Raw genomic sequence first — 16,494 nt, 5'->3', positions numbered from 1 at the left:
AAATTGTATGAAAGATATAAGAACATTTTTATTGGGTGGGGTAAGTTTGTTGACACTTGCGTTTACCTCATGTAGTGATTGGTTGGATTGCAACGTCGATCCGGAAAATCCATCATCGGAGAGTGCTACTTTTCAAACCCGTTTGCCGCACATTGAGTTCTATACGAACCATGCCAACCAGATTGGAGCCTGGCGTTCGTCCATGTCTATGGGCGACTGGACAAGAAATTACAATGGAGGGGATTATTGGAGTATGTCTTGTTGGGCACCTGCTTGGAAATATGATAAGGGGCCTTCAACCACTCCTTACCAATGGTGGTTTGTAGGAGCCGGATGCAACATTGAGGATATGTATAAGAAGGCTATGGCGGCAGGTGCCTGGCATTATGTGGGCGTGGCAAAGGTGATTCGTGCCTACGGCTTTATGCTGATGACGGATATATATGGAGAAATGCCCTATACCTATGCTTTGGGAGAGGATGAAACTCCTGCCTATGACAATGGAAAGACCATTTATCTGGGATGCCTGAGCGAGTTGGATGAGGGCATCGAGCATCTGCAAAAGACACAAGAACCGTCAGTCCCTTCATTGGCAGAGGGTGATTTCTGGAATAGCGGTGATGTGAATAAATGGTTAAAACTTGCCTATCTGCTGAAAGCTCGTTATTGCAATAAATTATCAAAGAAAGCTGCCGGAAGTTATAAAGAAGGTAAGTATGATGCGGATGAAATATTGGCTTGTTTGGCAAAGGCTCAACAGAGTAATGCAGACAATACCATTATCAACCATACGGATGACAACGGTCCTAAACACGATGATTTAGGTTGGAATGAACCGGTAGATTATTCTCCGCTCTTTTCGATATGCGGCATGAATAGTGGCTATATGGTGACTAAAATGCTTTACGATAACCTGACAAACTTTGCCGGTTTGGGAGTGGAAGACCCGCGTGCGGACAAGATAATCCCTTGGGCATGGTCTCAGAAATCAGCGAATTCGCCGGCAGGGATTAAGTTTAAGGATGGATGGAGACGTTCATTGGGCGTGGATATGGTTTCCGGTGACTCTCCAAACTTGGTGGGTGGACCGTTGAGAGCAGGATTTGACAAAGCGAAAGGTGGCTGGTGGATTGATTCTGATTCTGAAGCACGCAAAGGAGATACGGTTTATGTGGAAGGTACCAGTTGGTGCAAGGGGTATCAGGGTAAACAGGATTTGTTGTATAGGCGAGATGGTACAGACGCTTCCAAGGAATCAGGTTCGTTCTATACACGCGTTTCTTCGCCTACTTATGTGGGAACGTATGCAGAGGCTTGTTTCATTAAGGCCGAAGTCTTATTTAAACAAGGAGACAAAAATGGTGCGTTTACAGCTTATAAAGAAGGGGTAAAGGCAAGTATAGAGTGCATGAATGAGAAACTGAATGTTTGGTGTACGGAAGATGCTTCATTGAAGGCTTGTCCGTCGTTTACTCCAATGGAGCAAACTGACATTGACAAATTCTTGGCAAGTGGCATCGGTACTTCCGCAGATTTGAGTTTAGGCAAGATTATGACTCAGAAGCGTATTGCGTTGCACTTCTCCATGGAAATCTGGAATGATATGCGCCGTTATGATTTTGATTCGGAAATCTTTTTTGGTTGGGGAATACCGGCCTACCATGACATTAATGAAAATGGGCTGAAGAAGATTCCTGCCGGTAAGCATTACCGCAGATGGATGCAGTGCTCTCATGAGTTTAATTACAATGCCGCTAACTTGAAGGCTATCGGTTCGGAAGTGCCGGGAGCAAATACATCGTCTGATATGTGGAATACGGAAGATGATGCGTTTACCATTAATGTTTGGTGGGACTCTACTCAAGAATAAACAAGAATGTTTAATTTTATACATGTGAATTTATGAAGGCTGTATTGATTTCTGTATTGTTGGCGATATTGCCGATAGTAGGGCAAGTGAATAGTGAAGTGTCTATACGAGGGAAAATAGATATTCGTCCGGGTGAAACAACTCACTTGGGAGCATATCCCGATAACCCTTCTTATACTTATGTCTGGGATTTTGAGCAAAATAATGTAGAAGCGAATTTTAGCTATTCCACCTCTGGTAGTTCAATAACTATAACCCATCTGAATAAAACACAATTTTCGCTTTTGGGTGTTTATTGTACAGTCTATGATGAGTCTGGTTATAATATTGGTACTGGATATACAGAAATTGTAGTACAATTTTGATATATTGAAGACTCTAAAAGGTCTTCATTCATAGATGATGATTGAAACAGCCGGTTCGTGAGAATCGGCTGTTTTTCGGTACGCCCAGCATGTGCGTGCGCTATAGGGTGTAAGTCCCGAACGAGCCCTGATAGTGGGAATCGTTAGCCCAAGGCAAGGGTGTCCTTCGCGAGGAGGGATTTGAAGGAAGCTTGCGGCAAACTCTCGGCTCTACGAACAGAAACTGATTATAAGGCTATATTTGGAGGACAAGTTTGCCAAACAAAACAAAGTCCTATAACTATCCGAATCCCGATATAGTAGAATCAGAGGGCATATGAGATGAAAGCGTACGTTCTTATCTGGGGAGGTCTCACGGACAGGTACAACCCCACTGTATCTGGTTGAAACAAGATTTGTCGTGAGAAGTCAGCAGAAGCCATAGTACCTGTCACTCACCATAATGGGGAAGGGCTGAACCTTAATTACGTAAGATACCTGAATGTTACCTTATGAGGGGAAGAAAGCAGAACATAGAAACTCTATCCGACCAATCGGCGCAGAGGGTGGAACCTGAAGTCATGATTGGTATGCAGACTTTCATGGGGATAACTGAAAATCATCTTACAGCCATTAAACAGGAAAAAGGAGAGTTATTGGAATATATTCTTTCCCCTTCTAATTTAAACCTTGCTTATAAACAGGTAAAGAGTAACAAGGGTAGTGGCGGCATTGACCGTATGGAAGTGGATGAGTTGCTTCCTTATCTTCGTTGCCACAAGGATAAACTAATAACTTCCATTTATGATGGTAAATACCATCCGAACCCCGTGCGTCGTGTGGAGATTCCCAAATCGAATGGGAAGACACGTAACTTGGGTATTCCCACGGTGGTTGACCGTTTGATTCAGCAAGCCATCTCACAAGTGCTTCAACCTCTTTATGAACCTCAATTTTCACCAACCAGCTATGGTTTCCGCCCTCATCGTAGTGCTCATGATGCGTTATTAAAATGTGGCGAATATATCTCTGCCGGTTATGTGTTCACGGTCGATATGGATTTGGAGAAATTCTTTGATACAGTCTGCCATAGTAAGTTGATAGAAATCCTGTCACGTACCATCAAAGACGGTCGTGTCATTTCTCTGATTCATAAATATCTGAACTCCGGTGTACTTATAGGAGGCAAGAAAGAGGACAGTTCAGCCGGAGTTCCTCAGGGTAGTCCATTGAGTCCCTTGTCAAGCAATATAATGCTTAATGAGTTGGACAAGGAACTGGAGAAACGTGGGCATTTGTTCGTTCGGTATGCTGATGCCCTGGTCATCTTTTGTAAAAGCCGTCGTTCCGCCCAGCGTACATTGGATAATCTGCTTCCCTTTATTGAAACGAAACTTTTTCTAAAGGTGAATAAGGAGAAACCCCATGTCGCTTATATGCGTGACATCAAATTCCTTTCCTATGCCTTTGGTCGTAGTAATGTCAAATGCCAATTCTACATCCATGTCGATAGTGTCAAGAAGATGAAGAGTAAGATACGTGAACTCACCAGCCGTAATAACGGCTGGAGCTACGAATATCGTAAACAACGTTTGACTTGGTATATCCGTGGTTGGCTCAACTATTTTAAGTTGGCAGGTCTCAAAAGTAGGATAAAGGAATGGGACGGTTGGCTCCGTCATCGCATACGGATGTGCATTTGGAAGTCTTGGAAACGAGTCTGAACCCGGTATCGAAATCTGAAGAAGCTTATTCCCGATGGGAACCGTGTGCGAATGGCTGCCTTTTGTCGTAAGAAATACTGGCGAATGGCAAGTCATCCCACTGTACAAGCGGCTTTGTCGGATGAGCGTTTGCTTCGGGCTGGTTACCCTACTTTTAAGATGTACTATCATCCTGTGTTTAAAGGTTAATTAGGGAACCGCCGTATGCCGAACGGCACGTACGGTGGTGTGAGAGGTCGGAACGGGAATTAATCCCGTTCCTCCTACTCGGTTTTCGTTTGTTTGCATATCAACGGCGGTAATGTTACTTTTGCCCTAAAAGCGAAGATAGGTTGCACCTCAGCATAAAAAATGGACAAGTTCATTTTATTTTGCATTCAGTTTGTACTATCTTTGCGAGAAATAGCTGAGATGGTATGAACTGTCTTTGCAAAGATTAGTCTATATATGGAACAAAGCAAGAAATTTATCTCTCCGGGAGCATGGTTTTCCATGACTTATCCGGCAGACTGGAATGAATTCGAGGACGGGGAAGGCTCTTTCCTTTTTTATAACCCCAATGAGTGGACCGGTAATTTTCGCATTTCGGCTTTCAAAGGGAATGCTACATACGGCAAGGACTCGGTGAAGCAAGAGTTACGGGAAAACTCCTCTGCCACTCCGGTCAGGATAGGCCGGCTGGAATGCGCATATAGCAAGGAGATGTTCGAGGAAGAAGGTGCGTACTATACTTCCCATTTATGGATAACGGGCGTGGATGAAGTTGCCTTTGAATGCTCGTTTACGGTGAAGAAAGGAGAGCCGGTTGCAGAAGCGGAGAAGATTATCGCTTCGCTGGAAACGCGTAAGGATGGAGTGAAGTATCCGGCGGAGATAATTCCGGTGCGGCTTTCGGAAATCTATCAGATTAATGAAGCATACGAGTGGGTGGATACTACTGTAAAAGAGTTATTGAAGAAGGATTTTCAAGGAGCGGAAGAAGACATTGCCAAGATGCAGCAGATTATGGAAGAAAGTGACATCAGCCCTAAGAAGAAGGATACATGGCTGGCTCTTGGCATCGTACTTTGTGTTATTTTCGCCAATGAAGTGGATGGTATGGAGTGGCGTACCTTGGTGGATGGAAACCGGGAAGCGCCCATATTGCTGAACACGTCTACCGGTGAATGGATAGACCCCATGAAGCTGGTTTGGAGCAAAGTAAAGGCAGGAGGTAAAGTGAATCTGCCGGAGATATACAGCTCCTTGTTCTAAGGTCCGGTTATCTCGGTACTGTGATTTTCAACTTTCAACTTTCAATTTTCAATTTTCATTTTTCAACTATTAAAGCATTGGCAGCAGTAAATTCAATCCTTCAGGTGGAAAACCTGACCAAGTCGTTCGGTGACTTGGTACTATTCGAAAATATTTCTTTGGGCTTGTCCGAGGGGCAGCGTGTCGGACTGATAGCCAAGAACGGCAGTGGCAAGACGACGTTGCTCAATATCCTTTCCGGTAAGGAAGGGTATGACAACGGCACCATTTCCTTTCGCCGTGACTTGCGTGTGGGTTATCTGGAGCAAGATCCGCAATATCCCGAAGAGCTGACCGTGCTCGAAGCGTGCTTCCATCATGGCAACAGTACTGTCGAGCTAATCAAGGAGTATGAACGTTGCATGGAGACGGAGGGGCATCCCGGCCTGGACGAAATTCTGGTGCGTATGGACCATGAAAAGGCTTGGGAGTACGAGCAGAAGGCGAAGCAGATTCTATCTCAGCTTAAGATACGTGATTTCAGCCAGCACGTAAAACATCTCTCCGGCGGGCAGTTGAAGCGTGTGGCACTTGCCAATACTCTTATCACTGAACCCGATTTGCTGATACTGGACGAGCCTACCAACCACCTCGACCTTGATATGACGGAGTGGCTGGAGGAATATCTCCGCCGGAATAACCTCAGCTTGTTGATGGTGACGCACGACCGTTATTTCCTCGACCGCGTATGCTCCGAAATCGTAGAGATAGACAACCGGCAGATTTATCAATATAAAGGCAATTACAGTTATTATCTGGAGAAGCGCCAGGAGCGTATCGAGGCCAAGACTGTGGAGATAGAGCGTGCCAACAACCTCTATCGCACGGAGCTGGAGTGGATGCGCCGCATGCCGCAAGCCCGCGGACACAAGGCGCGTTATCGCGAAGAGGCTTTTTATGAGCTGGAGAAGGTGGCAAAGCAGCGTTTCAATAACGACAATGTAAAGCTGGATGTTAAGGCCTCCTATATAGGCAGTAAGATATTCGAGGCAGACCATCTGTACAAATCTTTTGGTGACTTGAAGATTCTGGATGATTTCTCTTATATCTTCTCCCGTTACGAAAAAATGGGTATCGTTGGGAACAATGGTACGGGCAAGTCGACCTTCATCAAGATACTGATGGGGTTGGAGCAGGCAGACAGCGGTACGCTGGATATTGGCGAGACAGTCCGCTTCGGTTACTATTCGCAGGACGGCTTGCAGTTTGACGAACAGATGAAAGTGATTGATGTAGTGCAGGACATTGCCGAAGTCATAGAACTGGGCAACGGCAAGAAGCTGACGGCATCGCAATTCCTGCAACATTTCCTATTTACTCCCGAGACACAGCACAGCTATGTCTACAAGTTGAGTGGGGGAGAACGCCGCCGCCTCTATCTGTGTACGGTTCTGATGCGCAATCCCAACTTCTTGGTGCTGGATGAGCCGACCAATGACCTTGATATCGTGACGCTGAATGTGCTGGAAGAGTATTTGCAGCACTTCAAAGGGTGTGTGATGGTGGTGAGCCACGACCGGTATTTCATGGACAAGGTGGTAGACCATCTGTTGGTGTTCAACGGACAAGGAGACATTCGCGACTTTCCCGGCAACTATACACAATACCGCGACTGGAAAGATGCGAAAGCCCATCAGGAGAAGGAAAAAGAGAAAACAGCCGCCAAGACTCAGGAGGACAAGACGGTGAAGGTGCGTCTGAACGAGAAGCGCCGCATGTCTTTCAAGGAAAAGCGCGAGTTTGAGCAATTGGAACAAGAGATAGCCGACCTGGAAACCGAAAAGAAAGCGATTGAAGAAGCTTTGTGCAGCGGTACTTTGTCTGTGGACGAACTGACGGAGAAGTCGAAGCGTTTGCCGGAATTGTCGGACTTGATTGACGAAAAGACATTGCGCTGGCTGGAGTTGAGCGAGATCGAATCGAACTGAAGCCTGAGATTGAGAATTAAAAATTTTATAGAATTGGGAAAGTGAGAAATCTGACGAACTATCATAGTCATAGTCTTTTTTGCGACGGACGTGCCGGCATGGAGGACTTTGTGCGTTTTGCATTGAGTGAAGGCTTTACATCATACGGCTTTTCATCGCATGCTCCATTGCCTTTTTCTACGGCATGGACTATGGAGTGGGATAGGATGGACGATTATCTGTCTGAATTCCACCGTCTGAAGGAGAAGTATGCCGGACGTATCGAACTGTATATCGGTCTGGAGATTGATTATCTGAATGAAGCGAGTAATCCGTCCATCGCCCGTTTCAGGGAATTGCCGTTGGACTACCGTATCGGTTCTGTACATCTTCTCTACAATGACAAAGGGGAAGTGGTGGATGTAGATGTACCTGCGGATACCTTTAAGACCATTATAGACGGACATTTCTGCGGTGATTTGGAGCATGTGGTCCGTCTCTATTACGGCCGGTTGATGAGAATGCTCGAGCTGGGAGGTTTCGATATTGTGGGTCATGCCGATAAGATGCACTACAATGCGGCATGCTATCGCCCGGGATTGCTGGACGAGCCTTGGTACGACGAGCTGGTCAGGGCGTACTTCGCAGATATTGCCCGTCGCGGCTATCAGGTAGAAGTCAACACCAAAGCCTGTCATGACCTGGGTACTTTCTATCCCAATGAGCGATACTTCTCTTATCTGCACGACTTGGGTATACGCGTACAGGTAAACAGTGATTCGCACTATCCGGAACGGATAAACAGCGGACGTCTCGAAGCCTTGCGTGCCTTGAGGGAGGCCGGATATGAATCGGTGATGGAACTGCACGGGGGAGAATGGAGAGAGATACCTATTGTGCTTTGAGTGCGTAGAATACAATAAAAAACTCCTGACTTGCCTTTTGTAGGGTGGTCAGGAGTTTTTTATTTCTATTCTGAACTATTCTGTTTTCAGTAAGAAGTCGTCAATCGCCTTTTTGTAGGTAGCCTTGTCGGCTGCTCCGCGGAAGAGCTGAGGCTCTCCGTCCATGGGGATGAATACAAAAAGAGGGATGCTTGTTGCATTGAACAATGCAGCCAATTCCTTTTCCTTATCCACATTGACCTTGTAGATAATGATTTTGTCGGCATACTCTTTGGCCAGTTCCTTCATAATGGGAGCCACCCTGCGGCAAGGTCCGCACCAGTCGGCATATAAGTCTATGATGGCAGGCTTGCTTCCCTTGTATTTCCAGTCCTGGGATTTCTCATAGTCGAACACATTCTTGATAAACATGGCTTTGTTCATGACGACAACCTCTCCGCTTGTTTGAGCGTAGGCCAGCATGCTGGAGAGCACAAGGATGGTCATTGTTATAATCTTCTTCATTTCTTCTTTTTAAGAGTTTTGTTCTATAACGGCTTTCAAATCCTTGCCGCTGATGACACCCGAATGGCGCCATACGGCTTCACCTTTCTTGAATACGATAAATGTCGGTACAGCTTGTATGCGGTAGCGGGCAGCAAGTTCTTCGTGCTGGTCTACATCTATTTTGGCGATACGGGCGGCATCTCCTATTTCGTTTTTAAGCTCTTCCAGTACCGGATGCATGGCCTTGCACGGGCCACACCAGGTTGCAAAGAAATCAACTAAAACGGGCTTCTCTGATTGTATCAATTCTTCAAATTTTTCCATAATATTTCCCTTTCTATTTTATTTATTTGTATTTATAACAAAATGGGAGGAGGATTTGTTCGCTAAATTATCATTTAATCGTCATCTCTTCAATGAGATGCGAAGCTCCCGCATACTTGTCGATGATGAACAAGGTGTAGCGGATGTCTACACATGCTGCTCGTTGGGAGGACGGACGGAAGGCAATGTCGCCAGTCAGGCCCTCGTAATTGCGGTCAAAGCCGGTACCTATTAGTTCTCCTTTGGCATTGAACACGGGGCTGCCGGAGTTTCCACCGGTATTGTCTGTGTTGACAATGAAGCAGACGGGCATCTCGCCGTTCGGCATGGCATAACGTCCGAAATCCTTTGCCTGGTACAGCTGTTTCAGTTTGGCAGGAACAACGAACTCCCAGTTATCAGGGTCTTCCTTCTCCATGGCTCCTTTCAGAGTGGTGTAGTAATCATATTTCACACCATCTGCCGGAGTGTAGGGAAGCACTTTTCCGTAGGTCAGGCGCAGGGTGGAGTTGGCATCCGGGTAGATGGGCCGGCCGTTGGCAAGCTTCATGTCCATCATGCCCTTTACCCATACCTTGTGGGCGGCATTGTAGTTCTTGTTGGCATCCATCATGGCAATGGAGGTCTGAAGCAGGCCGTCGGTGATGGAATATTTCAGCAAGACCATCCAATCGGTATTAATCTTGTAGAGGCTGGGCTTGCGGATGAACTTGGCAAAGTTCTCCTTGTTGCCGAAGATGGAGTGCTCGAAGCAGGCGTCGATGAAAGCGTCGCTGTTGCCCTTGAAGCGCTTGTCTATGATTTGGAAAATACCGATGCGTTGTTCGGCAGGGATATACTTCATATAGGTTTTCAGCATTTCCTTGCCGACGATACGTTCCACTTCGGGGAAGGGGACAGAGGCGAAGTAGCGGTCGGCTGCCTTCTGGAGGCTGTCTTTGGCTGCTTCGATGGCTGCCTTGTCCTTGTTCTTCAAGGCAGCTACCAGTCCTGCGGTGCTGGGGAGACGCATGAAATCGAGTCCCGTCACCAGCGCTTCCTGGATGGCCTGCTGGTGGTAGAGCGCCGGACGGCGTTGCTTTACGATGGTGCGTATCTGGTCGAATGCCTGCTGATAGCTATTGTCGTTCAGCGAGCGGCCGCGTGCCAGGAGTGCCTCTTGTTGTGCACGTTTGGTGTCCAATACTTTCAGACGGACGAGCCCCTCGTTCATACCGATGGCGTTTTTCCAGTAGTTGGCGGAAGAAGCATACTTGCTGGCGTAGTGGATGCGTACGGCATCGTCTTTCAGCATCTGCTTCATTAGGGCTTTCTGGCGTACGTCGCGCACGTGGTGGCGCATGAAGTTGGTGGTTTGCATACGCTCTTCCACCTCGTCGGAAATCATGTAGCGCCAGTTGCGTCCGGGGAATCCCATGACGAAGGTAAAGTCGCCCTCGCGATAGCCGTCAAGGCTGATGGTGAGATGTTTCTTCACTTTCAGGGGGACGTTGTCTTTGCTGTAAACGGCGGGTTTCCCGTCTTTGTCGGCATAAATGCGGAACATGGAGAAATCTCCCGTGTGGCGGGGCCACATCCAGTTGTCGGTGTCTGCTCCGAATTTGCCGATGGAGGAGGGGGGAGCACCTACCATGCGGATGTCGCTATAGGTGGTTTTTACGAACAGATAATATCTGTTTCCACCGTAGAAGGCTTTCAGTTCCAGTTTGCGACCGAGCGTCAAGGCGATGCCTTCGGCCTGAGCGAAGCGGTCGGCTACTGTCTTCAGGTATTTGGGAGACAGATAATTGGTGCCGTTCGGGTCGTCGTCGGTTTTTAGTTGTTCGTTTACGTAGTCTGTCACGTCCAGTATCTGGTCGATGTAGGTGACGGTGAGTCCCTTGCAGGGAAGCTCCTCTTCGCGCGACATGGCCCAGAAACCGTCGGTCAGGTAGTCATGTTCCACCGAGCTATGTTGCTGTATGGCGCCATAGCCGCAGTGGTGGTTGGTCAGTACCAGGCCTTCGGCAGAGATGACTTCACCGGTACATCCGCCGCCGAAATGCACCACGGCATCCTTCAGGGCAATGCCGTCGGGATTGTAGATTTGGTTGGTGGGGATGAGCAGTCCGAGTTCCGTCATGGCTACTTCGTTCTGCTTTTGTAGGTCGGTGAGCATCCACATCCCTTCGTCGGCGTGAACCGTGGCAAAGGCAGATGTAATAAATAATGATAATAGGATTCTTTTCATGATGATATGCGTTAGAAGAGCATCTGAGAGGGGTACTATTCAGTCGTATAGTGAATGCCATTCAGTATGGGGAGTAATTTCTCAGAGGCTTTTATTTATTCTACGATGTTCATTTCGTTTATCAAATGTCCGCAGTTGCCCAGCTTGTCGAGGATGAAGAGCACGTAGCGTATATCCAGTGCGATGCAACGTTGCAGGTTGTTGTCGAAGTTGATGTCACCGCTCAATGACTCCCAGTTGCCATCGAAGGCACATCCGATGAGCTGGCCTTCGCCGTTGATGACGGGGCTGCCGGAGTTGCCGCCGGTGATGTCGTTCGTGGTGAGGAAACAAACCGGCATGATGCCGTCCTTCATGGCGTAGCGTCCGAAGTCCTTCTTCTGGATCAGTTCTTTCAGCTTGGCGGGTACCACGAACTCGCGGTTTTCGGGATTCTCTTTTTCAAGGATACCGTCGGCGGTGGTATAGTAGTTGTAGTGTACGGCATCGCGCGGGCTGTATGATTTTACGTTACCGTAAGTCAGGCGCATGGTGAAGTTGGCATCCGGATAGGAGGGGACGGGCTGTTTCATTTCGCCCAAGCCGCGAATGTAGGCCTTGTGGAGCAGTTCCATTCCGCTTCCCAGTTCCATGTATTTCTTTCCGAGTTCCTGCAGTTTCTCGTTCTTGGAGAGTGAGTAAGCCGTAGCAGGGTCTTTCTCGATGGCTTTCACGGTGGGCTTTGCCAGGAACTTGTCCAGGTTCTTGCGGTTGGAGAGGATGGAGTTGTCGTAAATGTTGTCTACGTATGCGTTGTAGTCGCCCTTGAACTCTTCGTTGATGGTTTGGTAGAAGGAGGGCAGCTCGTCGGCGTTCAGCGCCTTGGCAAGGGCGGGCAGAATGGCTTTGGCTACGGCGCGGTCCACTTCGTGGTCGTAGTCTTTATTGTGGATGCCATCGTATGCATTTTCCAACTGCTTTTTCGAAGCTTGCAGCAATGAGTCGTTTTTCTCTTTGAGCGCTTTTTTTATGTTGTCCATGATAAGGTAGGTACTGCCGAATTCGATAGCACCGCGCAATGCTTCGTTGGTATAGTAGAGCTGGCGCAGCGTGGGGGTGCTTTTCTCGATGATGGCGTCAATTTTCTCTACCACACCCTCGTATTCGGGTTTTCCTTGGGCAAAGGCGGCATACTTTTTCTCGATTTCGGCTTTGGCGCCCAACACGTCATTGTCGATGATTGCCTTGTTCATACCAATGGAGTTCTTCCAGTAGTTACTGCTTCCGGCAAACTTGCTGGCGTACTGGATGCGGGTCTTGTCGCTGGCATCCATATACTTGCGAAGCACTTCGAGGCGTACGCCGCGCATGTCAATCATCGCTTGGTTCACGGCGTTCATGCGTTGCTTCACTTCGCTCTGGGTGAGGTAGCGTTCTGTGCTGCCGGGGAAACCCATAATCATGGCGTAGTCGCCTTCGTTCAGGCCTTTGATGGATATGGGCAGGAACTTCGGCGTTTTCAGGGGTACGTTGTTCGCATTGTACTCAGCCGGCTCTCCGTTGGCATCGGCATAGATGCGGAACATGGAGAAGTCGCCCGTGTGACGCGGCCACATCCAGTTGTCGGTTTCACCACCGAACTTGCCTACCGAGGAGGGAGGGGCGGCAACCATACGCACGTCGCTGTATACCTTATAGTAGAACATATAGAATTTGTTTCCCGCATAGAAGGGGAGTGCGCGCACTTCAATGCCGGGTTTGCCCTTCAAGTCGCTCTTTTCCAGCTCTCCCTTTGCCAGTTTGCTGAGGAAGGGATAAGTCAGCGCATCGGTTTCTGTCACTTCACCTGCCTTTATCTTAGCGTTGACAAGGTCGGTGATGTCTACAATGCGATGTACGAAGCGGAATTTCAGTCCCGGGGTGGGCAGTTCCTCACTACGGTTCATAGCCCAGAAACCATCTGTCAGATAATCGTGTTCTACGCTGCTGTGCTGCTGTATGGCACCATATCCGCAGTGGTGATTGGTCAGAATCAGACCTTCCGGAGAGATGATTTCGCCGGTACAGCCACCGCCAAAGATACCTACGGCATCCTTCAGTGACACACCGTTGGGATTGTAAAGGTCATCAGCCTCCAGCTTCAGTCCTTGCTTTTTCATCATGTCGATGGAGTTCTGCTGCTTCATCAGTTGCAGCAACCACATTCCTTCGTCTGCACGTGCAGTGCAGACTGTCAGTGCGGCAACAGCCGCGAGTAAACCTTTCTTAAATGTAATCTTCATATAATCAATAGTTAAGTAATGTTCCTGATTTTCATTGCCATTGCTGTTGTCTTATGGCTTTATGGCGTTGTTTCTTATTGCTTCCATAATATTTGCAGGCGGGCGCCGGTTCATCAGCTCGTTCTTCATGAAGTCCATGTATGGGGCCACATGACTGAAGAATTTATGATATCCTGCACAAAGGTAGTTCAGCCCCGGCTCCCCGTCGGCTGTGCGTGCAAAACGGTTCTTGGGACATTCGCCGTTGCAGGCAAACAGCCATTCGCATTCCTTGCATTGAGTGGGGAGTGATTGCTGCTTCATCAGCCCGAAAGCTTGTTGCCGTTCGCCGTACATCATCTCCACCAGTGTGTGCTGATGGATATTGCCCAGCTTGTATTCGGGGAAAACAAAATGGTCGCACGTATATATGTCTCCGTTGAACTCCATGACACCTGCATGTCCGCAAGTCTTTGCCATGGAACAGACACCCGGCTGTTCGCCTATCCAGTTGGCAAGGGTAGAGTCGAACAGCTGTATGTAGTAAGTGCCCACATCTTGCTTCACCCATTCGTCGAACAAGGTGCAGAGAAAATCTCCCCATTGTTCCGGAGTGACGGAAAAGTCCGCCAGCTGTGTGTTCTTTTCCTTGTCTGCCAGAGAGGCAAGATGGCGTCCGTCCTCGTGGGGGGCAATGCGCTCCACGATGGGGGCAAACTGGATATAATGGCATCCTATCTCCTTGAAGAAGTTATAGAAATCCAGCGGATAGTCGGCGTTGTAGTCATTGACCACTGCCATTCCGTTCCATTCCACACCGTGCTTTTTCAGCAGGTTGATGCCCTGCATCACCTTGACGAAAGAGGGCTTGCCCTGCTTGTTCTTCCGGTATTCGTCATGGAACTCCTGCGGCCCGTCTATGGAGACACCCACCAGCCAGTTGTTCTCCTTGAAGAACCGGCACCATTCGTCGGTGAGCAACGTGCCGTTGGTCTGTATACAGTTGTCGATGGTGCGTCCGTTGGCGTATTTCCTTTGCAGTTCCATGGCTCGTTTGTAGAAAGAGAGCGGACGCATCAGTGTCTCTCCGCCGTGCCAAGTGAACAATACCTGGGGCATAGTCTGTGAGTTGATGTACTCCTCGATGAACTTTTCCAGAAGTTCCTCGCTCATTACATGCTTGGGGTTATCTCTATATAGTTTGGATTTCTCCAGATAATAGCAATAATCGCATGCCAGGTTGCATACCGCACCTACCGGTTTCAGCATTACGTAGAGCGGTTTAGCAAAAGGTGCATAGGTTGACATGTGTATTTCCTTTATGTTTTATAATTTATATTTGTGCAAAAATACGTAAACCGAATGAAAAATCCTTTCTTTCTATTTGGTTTATAAGGAATATTAATACCTTTGCCGGGTGTAATTCAAAAATAGTTTCTTGCATGATTAGAATGAGTGTGAACCGCATTTTGCCCTTTTTGCTCTTGCTTGTGCTTTTTACTTCTTGCAACCGCAAGTATAAGATAGAGGGCAGTTCTTCGGTGGCCAGCCTTGACGGAAAGATGTTGTTTCTCAAGACGCTTCAGGACGGACAATGGGTGAACGTTGACTCGGCAGAGGTCATCCATGGACATTTCAAGATGAAGGGGCGGGCCGATTCCGTGATGATGGTGACTCTTTATATGGACCACGAGGGTATTATGCCTTTGGTGCTGGAAGACGGTAAGATTGTGATTTCCATCTCCAATACCCAGTTGATTGCCAAAGGGACTCCTTTGAATGACAAACTGTATGAGTTTATAGACAAACGCAATTCCTTGGAAGTGAAGATAGAGGAGCTGGAGCGGAAAGAGGCGCGTATGGTGCTGGACGGTGTCAATCTGGATGATGTGCATGGACAGTTGGCAAAGGAGGGCGAAACACTTGTGAAGGAGATGAACGACTACGTCCGTCAGTTCATCGTAGATAACTTTGAGAACGTGCTGGGACCAAGCGTATTTATGATGATGTGCAGCACGTTGCCCTATCCGGTGATGACTCCGCAGATTGAGGACATCATGAGGACTGCTCCCTTGTCTTTTAAAGAAGACAAACTGGTGAAGGATTACCTTACGAAGGCGAAGGAAAACATGCAGTTGATTGAAGAGCAGAAACGCATGAAGCAAAATGCTTCTGCAGGAGGACAGAAATAAATAAGAATGAGCATAATGATAAACGGGAATGCCTGAATATCCTATCAAGATATTCAGGCATTCCCGTTTATCATTATGCTTTTATCTGTCCTGGTCTTCGTTCTTCACCATCCCTTTATACTTATGCGGCAATGCGCTCTCCACTGCCGCATAAGCCTCGTTCATGCTTGCCTTGATGTTTTCTGCCCCTTTCCCTTTGGGAGGAATAGGCTCATGGATGGTCAGTATCATCCGGTGGCGGTGTATCCACTTTCCGGTACGTGGAAGAATCTCGAACGAGCCGTCTATCGTGACGGGCACCACTTCCAGTTGCAGCTCATCCGCCAGCTGGAAAGCGCCTCTTTTGAAGTAACCCATGTGTCCCGTGAAGGTACGTGCCCCTTCGGGGAAAACTACCAGTGACACGCCGTCTTTCAAAGACGATTCTGCCTGCCGCATGGTGGCAAGCACCTTCTTGGGGCTGGAACGGTCGACGAAGATATGTCCTGCGCTTTCGCATGCCTTACCGACAAACGGGATTTTACGCAGGCTCTTCTTCATCATCCATTTGAAGTTCCGTCCCAGGAATCCGTATATCAGGAATATATCGAAGGAACCTTGGTGATTGGGCACAAACACGTAAGAAGTATGTTTGTGCAGTTTCTCCCTTCCATGCACCTCCACCGGGATAAGCAGGATATAGCAGATGAGCTGTGACCAGATTTTACCGGGATAGTACCCCCAGATATGCGCTCCTCCTGTCAACGAACCGATGATGGTGACCAATGCTGTAAGGATAGTCAGTATCAGCAGGAGAGGCAGTGCGAAGCATACCTGATAAATAGAATAAAGTATCTTCATGGGTGTTGTCATTGTTGTTTTTGCAAAGATATACATAATCATTCACTACTTGTTTGTTTTCTGCTGAATTTTTCGTGTGTGGCCGATGATAGGCGAAGATTAGGATATTTCAATCGTGGGATGCGACAGTGCGAATAAA

General features: G+C 47.9%; 12 protein-coding genes and 1 pseudogene. 7 read left to right on the top strand and 6 right to left on the bottom strand.

Going from position 1 to position 16,494, the window contains the following annotated elements:
• Window positions 1-7 precede the first annotated feature (7 nt).
• The 6 genes and pseudogenes from M1B78_RS04395 to M1B78_RS04370 all read left to right on the top strand — a co-directional run bounded on the left by M1B78_RS04395 (window position 8) and on the right by M1B78_RS04370 (window position 8,043).
• The gene (locus M1B78_RS04395; protein ID WP_257939997.1) at window positions 8-1,870 is read left to right on the top strand and encodes a SusD/RagB family nutrient-binding outer membrane lipoprotein; all 1,863 of its coding nucleotides are present in this window, start codon (window positions 8-10) and stop codon (window positions 1,868-1,870) included.
• Between the two features lie 32 nt (window positions 1,871-1,902).
• Window positions 1,903-2,235, top strand: a complete 333-nt coding sequence (locus tag M1B78_RS04390; RefSeq protein ID WP_257939996.1) for a hypothetical protein — start codon at window positions 1,903-1,905, stop codon at window positions 2,233-2,235.
• Between the two features lie 491 nt (window positions 2,236-2,726).
• Window positions 2,727-4,127 (top strand): annotated as a pseudogene (gene ltrA / locus M1B78_RS04385) (group II intron reverse transcriptase/maturase).
• A 258-nt stretch (window positions 4,128-4,385) separates the two neighbouring features.
• Window positions 4,386-5,192 carry a DUF3805 domain-containing protein gene (locus tag M1B78_RS04380; protein ID WP_257939994.1) on the top strand — a complete coding sequence of 269 codons (807 nt, stop codon included), beginning with the start codon at window positions 4,386-4,388 and terminating at the stop codon, window positions 5,190-5,192.
• Between the two features lie 77 nt (window positions 5,193-5,269).
• Window positions 5,270-7,159 carry a ribosomal protection-like ABC-F family protein gene (gene abc-f / locus M1B78_RS04375; protein ID WP_136011419.1) on the top strand — a complete coding sequence of 630 codons (1,890 nt, stop codon included), beginning with the start codon at window positions 5,270-5,272 and terminating at the stop codon, window positions 7,157-7,159.
• A 41-nt stretch (window positions 7,160-7,200) separates the two neighbouring features.
• Window positions 7,201-8,043 (top strand): histidinol-phosphatase, encoded by an 843-nt coding sequence (locus tag M1B78_RS04370; protein ID WP_257939993.1) that lies wholly within the window; start codon window positions 7,201-7,203, stop codon window positions 8,041-8,043.
• Between the two features lie 75 nt (window positions 8,044-8,118).
• Here the strand turns inward: M1B78_RS04370 and M1B78_RS04365 are convergent, their stop codons facing one another.
• The 5 genes from M1B78_RS04365 to M1B78_RS04345 form a co-directional block, all read right to left on the bottom strand.
• The gene (locus M1B78_RS04365) at window positions 8,119-8,547 is read right to left on the bottom strand and encodes a thioredoxin family protein (RefSeq protein WP_136011421.1); all 429 of its coding nucleotides are present in this window, start codon (window positions 8,545-8,547) and stop codon (window positions 8,119-8,121) included.
• Window positions 8,548-8,556: 9 nt separating this feature from the next.
• A complete protein-coding gene (trxA, locus tag M1B78_RS04360) occupies window positions 8,557-8,853 on the bottom strand; it encodes a thioredoxin (RefSeq protein WP_005826711.1) in 297 nt (98 codons plus the stop codon).
• A 70-nt stretch (window positions 8,854-8,923) separates the two neighbouring features.
• Window positions 8,924-11,083, bottom strand: coding sequence for a S46 family peptidase (locus M1B78_RS04355; protein ID WP_257939992.1), 2,160 nt, complete (start codon window positions 11,081-11,083; stop codon window positions 8,924-8,926).
• 95 nt (window positions 11,084-11,178) lie between these two features.
• Window positions 11,179-13,344 (bottom strand): S46 family peptidase, encoded by a 2,166-nt coding sequence (locus tag M1B78_RS04350; protein WP_136011424.1) that lies wholly within the window; start codon window positions 13,342-13,344, stop codon window positions 11,179-11,181.
• 51 nt (window positions 13,345-13,395) lie between these two features.
• Window positions 13,396-14,631 carry an anaerobic sulfatase-maturation protein gene (locus tag M1B78_RS04345; RefSeq protein WP_257930758.1) on the bottom strand — a complete coding sequence of 412 codons (1,236 nt, stop codon included), beginning with the start codon at window positions 14,629-14,631 and terminating at the stop codon, window positions 13,396-13,398.
• 134 nt (window positions 14,632-14,765) lie between these two features.
• Here M1B78_RS04345 and M1B78_RS04340 point away from each other — a divergent pair, with 134 nt between their 5' ends.
• Complete coding sequence (locus M1B78_RS04340; RefSeq protein ID WP_136011426.1) at window positions 14,766-15,515, top strand: DUF4369 domain-containing protein; 750 nt, start codon at window positions 14,766-14,768, stop codon at window positions 15,513-15,515.
• An 81-nt stretch (window positions 15,516-15,596) separates the two neighbouring features.
• Here the strand turns inward: M1B78_RS04340 and M1B78_RS04335 are convergent, their stop codons facing one another.
• Window positions 15,597-16,355: a lysophospholipid acyltransferase family protein gene (locus M1B78_RS04335; protein WP_136011427.1), complete on the bottom strand. Its 759-nt coding sequence runs from the start codon at window positions 16,353-16,355 to the stop codon at window positions 15,597-15,599.
• Window positions 16,356-16,494 lie beyond the last annotated feature (139 nt).

The organism is Bacteroides muris (ex Fokt et al. 2023) (assembly GCF_024704895.1).
GTDB classification, from domain to species: Bacteria; Bacteroidota; Bacteroidia; order Bacteroidales; family Bacteroidaceae; genus Bacteroides; species Bacteroides muris.
This window is presented reverse-complemented; position numbering and strand designations above follow the sequence as displayed.

What these genes read in the sequence shown, in the direction of transcription:
- M1B78_RS04340 (WP_136011426.1), top strand. Translation starts at nt 14,766, where the DNA reads ATGATTAGAATGAGTGTGAACCGCATTTTGCCCTTTTTGCTCTTGCTT.
- M1B78_RS04350 (WP_136011424.1), bottom strand. Translation starts at nt 13,344, where the DNA reads ATGAAGATTACATTTAAGAAAGGTTTACTCGCGGCTGTTGCCGCACTG.
- M1B78_RS04390 (WP_257939996.1), top strand. Translation starts at nt 1,903, where the DNA reads ATGAAGGCTGTATTGATTTCTGTATTGTTGGCGATATTGCCGATAGTA.
- M1B78_RS04345 (WP_257930758.1), bottom strand. Translation starts at nt 14,631, where the DNA reads ATGTCAACCTATGCACCTTTTGCTAAACCGCTCTACGTAATGCTGAAA.
- M1B78_RS04365 (WP_136011421.1), bottom strand. Translation starts at nt 8,547, where the DNA reads ATGAAGAAGATTATAACAATGACCATCCTTGTGCTCTCCAGCATGCTG.
- M1B78_RS04395 (WP_257939997.1), top strand. Translation starts at nt 8, where the DNA reads ATGAAAGATATAAGAACATTTTTATTGGGTGGGGTAAGTTTGTTGACA.
- M1B78_RS04335 (WP_136011427.1), bottom strand. Translation starts at nt 16,355, where the DNA reads ATGAAGATACTTTATTCTATTTATCAGGTATGCTTCGCACTGCCTCTC.
- M1B78_RS04355 (WP_257939992.1), bottom strand. Translation starts at nt 11,083, where the DNA reads ATGAAAAGAATCCTATTATCATTATTTATTACATCTGCCTTTGCCACG.
- M1B78_RS04380 (WP_257939994.1), top strand. Translation starts at nt 4,386, where the DNA reads ATGGAACAAAGCAAGAAATTTATCTCTCCGGGAGCATGGTTTTCCATG.
- trxA (WP_005826711.1), bottom strand. Translation starts at nt 8,853, where the DNA reads ATGGAAAAATTTGAAGAATTGATACAATCAGAGAAGCCCGTTTTAGTT.